At 57.3% G+C, this 4,711-nt stretch carries 5 protein-coding genes; 1 reads left to right on the plus strand and 4 read right to left on the minus strand.

The genetic code is table 11. The features are described 5' to 3' along the window. Positions 1-255, plus strand: a 255-nt coding sequence (locus A3754_RS22935) for a transposase (protein ID WP_156497165.1), incomplete at its 5' end; no start/stop codon positions are given. Positions 256-354: 99 nt separating this feature from the next. On the opposite strand, the gene A3754_RS22940 is transcribed toward A3754_RS22935, so the two are convergent. From A3754_RS22940 to lysS, 4 genes are all read right to left on the minus strand, one after another. Then, positions 355-1,473, minus strand: coding sequence for an enoyl-CoA hydratase/isomerase family protein (locus tag A3754_RS22940; RefSeq protein WP_231880751.1), 1,119 nt, complete (start codon positions 1,471-1,473; stop codon positions 355-357). Positions 1,474-1,643: 170 nt separating this feature from the next. After that, positions 1,644-2,360: a uracil-DNA glycosylase gene (gene ung, locus A3754_RS22945; protein WP_063521439.1), complete on the minus strand. Its 717-nt coding sequence runs from the start codon at positions 2,358-2,360 to the stop codon at positions 1,644-1,646. Beyond that, entirely contained in the window at positions 2,353-3,024 is a 672-nt protein-coding gene (locus tag A3754_RS22950) for a TetR/AcrR family transcriptional regulator (protein WP_063521440.1), read from the minus strand. The genes ung and A3754_RS22950 overlap by 8 nt, the downstream gene beginning before the upstream one ends. Before the next feature lie 104 nt (positions 3,025-3,128). After that, positions 3,129-4,640 carry a lysine--tRNA ligase gene (lysS, locus tag A3754_RS22955; protein WP_063521441.1) on the minus strand — a complete coding sequence of 504 codons (1,512 nt, stop codon included), beginning with the start codon at positions 4,638-4,640 and terminating at the stop codon, positions 3,129-3,131. Positions 4,641-4,711: the final 71 nt, after the last annotated feature.

Below are 4,711 nucleotides of genomic sequence, written 5' to 3' on the forward strand. Positions count from 1 at the left end.
GAGTGGACCTCGGGCAGTTCGGTCAGGCACGCGCCGCGGCTCTCGAAGAATGGCGACCCCGCGTTGCGGCAAAAGTTATACATGGGTGCCGTTGTGGCGATGCGGCATAACCCCAGCATTCGGCGCCAATATCAACGGCTGTGTGCTGCAGGCAAACGAAAGATGTCAGCGCTGGGCGCGGCCATGAGANAACTGGTGCACATCGCTTACGGCGTGCTGGCGCACCAGAAAGAATATGAACCACAGCCCGTTTGAGAGGGGTTGTGGTTCATTGGGAGAGACGGTATCTACCCCAACCGCCCCCCTTCCTAAACAAAAAAGGCGCCGAAGCGCCTTTTTTGTGTGTTGCCGGGATTACCGGGTCTTACCCAGATCCGCCAGTGGATGCTTCGGCGCCGGGCAACGGAAAAAGCTATCGATGTAGGCTTTCGGCACCGACGCCACATCACGATGGCGGAACCCGGGCTTACCATCCTTGTCGATCAACAAGGCCCGCACCCCTTCGCGGAAGTCACCGTGCAGGGAGCATTGCACAGCCAGGCACCACTCCATGCGGAACACCTCAGCCAGATCGTAATAGGTAGAGCGATCCAGCTGCTCCCACACCAGATGGGCGGTTTGCGGGCAGCCGCGCTCCAGGTTGCCCAGTGCCTTGTCCAGCCAGCGGTCACGCTCTTTCACGTTCAGCAGCTGCTCAGTAACCACCGCAATGCTTTCGCCATCACACAGACGATTAATCAACGGCAGATGGTCGATCAACGGATGAGGCAGATCACTCATGTCCGCCGCTTGTTGCTTGAACAAGCGGTACATCACCGCGCGGTTTTCGGCTTCATCATCCGCGAAATCCTGCTCGGCCAGTGCATCCAGCAGGCTGTCGGCATCGGCGTCCACCATGCGGTCCGCCATGCCGATTTCTACCGCTTCGCGACCGTTGATGTGCACCCCGGTGAGCCCCAGGAACAACCCCACCCGGCCGGGCAGACGATTCAGGAACCAGCTGCCACCCACATCCGGGAACAGGCCGATGGTGATTTCCGGCATGGCCATGCGCGAACGCGGCGTGACCAGGCGGAAGTCGGCACCCTGTAACAGGCCCATACCGCCCCCCATGACAATACCATCACCATAAACGATGACCGGGATGGCACTGGTGTGCAGCCGATAATCCAGCACATATTCCGCCGCGAAATATTCTTCGGTAAACGGATTACGGCCTTCGCCCGCGTGTTTCACCATGGACTTGTGCATTTGCACGATATCGCCGCCCGCGCAGAGCGCCTTGCCGCCAGCACCATCCAGCCAGATCGCCACCACATCAGAACGTTGCTCCCAGGCATCCAGCTTCTCGCTCAGCAACTGGATCATCTCCAGGCTTAGCGCGTTCAGGGATTTGGGGGCATTCAGAGTGGCGCGGGCGATCACTCGGCCGCAACGGGTTTCGATTTCGGAAAACAACACGCAGTCAGACACAACGACTCCATAAAGCAGTGAATAGTTAATAATTAACAGTTAATCATTTGCGCGGGCCACCCCATCTATTCAGCACGTCTGAAGCCGCGTTCATGCTATAGGCGCGGCCCCAGGACTCGAAAAGACCGAGGTGACCAACCGCGCAGCTATTAACTATTCATTATTAATTGTTAATTTTCAGGCACCGACCAATCAATAGCCGTTTTTCCCTGCTGAAGCAGGTATTGATTCGCGCGGGAGAAATGGCCACAGCCGAGGAAACCACGGTACGCAGATAACGGTGAAGGGTGCGGGGCAGAGAGCACGCAGTGCTTGTCGCGATCGATCAGGCGACCTTTCTTCTGGGCATGGCTGCCCCAAAGCAAAAACACCAAGCCATCACGATCACGATTCAGATGCTCGATGGCTTCATCGGTAAACCTCTCCCACCCCTGCTTCTGGTGCGAAGCAGCTTGCCCGGCCTCGACAGTAAGCACCGCATTGAGCAACAGCACACCCTGCTCAGCCCAATGGGTCAGGTTGCCATGGGAAGGAATATCGAAGCCCAGATCCCGGTGAATTTCCTTGTAGATATTCACCAGTGACGGCGGCGTCTTTACGCCGTGCTGAACGGAAAAGCACAAGCCATGGGCCTGGTTTGGACCGTGATAAGGGTCCTGCCCCAGGATTACTACCTTTACCTGCTCAAAGGGCGTCAGGTTAAAGGCGTTGAAAATATCCGGCCCCGGCGGGAAAACCGTTTTCCCCGCACGCTTCTGTTCTGCCAGGAAGGCGCGCAGTTGCGCCATGTAATCCTGCTCGAATTCGCCCGCCAAATGCTGTTGCCAGCCGGGCTCTAACGGCACGCCCTTGCCACCCGAGGTGTTCGCGGGATCCACATCAGCCATGGTGGGGAACGACTTTATCCAGCATGTTGTACATGCGCTTCTCGACAAACTCCTGGGAGATTTTTTCCGGGTGTACCAGCAAGCGCTGTTCGATGGTCAGGAAGGTGGCGAAGATTAACTCCGCGTCCAGCTTTGGTTCTTTGCAGCCAAAGAGTTCGCAGGCCATGGTCAGCGTCTCCACATGCTGGCGCAGGTACATGTCCGCCAGTTCACGCAGCCGCGCATCCAGAATTGCTTCCTGAATAAACGCCTGCTCGGCAACCACATGGTCGCGGCGATTCTGCAGCTCATCCACAATAAAGGCCGCCATCATTTGCGCCAGCAACTTCACCAGCCGGTCCCGCTCTTGCGGGTCTGCCAGGCTATCGCGGGAAAACTGCGACATCAGCCCAAAGGCCTGCTCCTTGAACGGCTCGATCACTTCCTTCATTGCCCGCTCGGCGAACAACGTGAAGGTATCCGCGATCAGATCGGAGATATCCTTGAAGTAATAGGTGGTCGCCGAAAGGGGCACCTCCGCTTCACGGGCAACCGCCCGGTGGCGAACGGCACGAATACCCTCGCGCACAATAATACTGAGCGAGGCCTCAAGAATTGCCTGTCGACGCTGCTCGCTACCCGTGCGGCGCGCTTTTCTTCCCTGGTACTGAATTGCACTTGTCATGGACACAGCCAGCCTTTGTTGTCAGCCCTAAATTTGTGTCGCTCTCCCGACTTCAATCCCGCAAGGGCGGCAGGCGCAAATGGCGCCTGAAAAAACAGCCTTTATCAGCCCTGAGGCCGCATATGCGGGAACAGAATAACGTCTCGAATAGACGGCGCATCTGTAAACAACATTACCAGACGATCAATGCCGATGCCCTCCCCGGCCGTCGGCGGCAAGCCGTGCTCCAACGCGACCACATAGTCCTCGTCGTAGAACATGGCTTCATCATCACCGGCCGCTTTCTCTTCCACCTGCTGGCGGAAACGCTCCGCCTGGTCTTCCGCGTCATTCAACTCGGAGAAACCATTGGCAATTTCACGGCCACCCACAAAGAACTCAAACCGCTCGGTAACAAAGGGGTTATCGTCCATGCGGCGCGCCAGCGGCGACACCTCGGTGGGGTATTCGGTAATAAAGGTCGGATCCTTCAAACGGTGTTCCACCGTCTTTTCGAAGATCTCGATCTGCACCTTGCCCAAGCCATAGCCGCCCTTGAGAGGAATACCCAGGCCAGTAGCAATTTCACGGGCACCTTGCTCATCCGCCAGCTTGGCGGCATCCATATCCGGATTAAAATGCAAAATGGAATCGAATACCGTCATCCGCGCAAAAGGTTTACCAAAATCGTACACATCACCCTGATACGCCACGTCCGTTGTACCCAGCACCGTCTCCGCCAGGGTGCGCAGCATCTCCTCGGTCAGGTTCATCAGGTCGTGGTAATCACCGTAGGCCTGATAGAACTCCAGCATGGTGAATTCCGGGTTATGCCGGGTGGAAAGGCCTTCATTACGGAAGTTACGGTTAATCTCGAATACCTTCTCGAAGCCGCCTACCACCAGCCGCTTCAGGTACAGTTCCGGCGCAATGCGCAGGTACATGTCCAGATCCAGGCTGTTGTGATGGGTGATAAAGGGGCGCGCGGTAGCGCCGCCGGGAATCACCTGCAGCATCGGGGTTTCGGCTTCCACAAAGTCTTTTTGCACCAGGAAGTTACGAATTCCGGCCACGATCTTGGCGCGAATCTGGAACGCCTTGCGCGTATCCTCGTTGACGATCAGGTCCACATAACGCTGGCGGTATTTAGCCTCGGTGTCAGTCAAACCCTTGTGTTTCTCGGGCAGCGGACGCAGTGACTTGGTGAGCAGCAGGTACTCATCCATCATCACATACAGATCGCCCTTGCCGGATTTGCACAGCGTACCGCGCACCCCGATGATATCGCCCAGATCCCAGCTCTTGGTCTCTTTGCGCACATCGCGGGTTTCATCCTTGGGTGCAAAAATCTGAATGCGGCCGGACATGTCCTGCAGCACCTTGAAGGCTTTGCGGTCCAGCATCATGCGACCGGCCACCGCCACCTGAATATTCTTCTCTTCCAGCTCTTCCTTGGTGAACTCGCCATACTGCGCCTGCAAGTCGGCGGCCAGGGAATCCCGGCGGAAATGGTTCGGGAACGGATTGCCGTGTTCGCGCAGTTCGGTCAGCTTGGCACGGCGCTCAGCGATCAGCCGGTTTTCGGCAGCGGCTTGCTGCGAGGCGTCGACATTCTGTGTGGTGTTGTCTTGGCTCATAACTCAGTGCTTCCGGTAAAGCGCCAGCCACCCGATGCCTGGCGCCAGACGCGTTGTGGGTAGCGTCTGGC

This window comes from Alcanivorax sp. HI0083, from assembly GCF_001635175.1.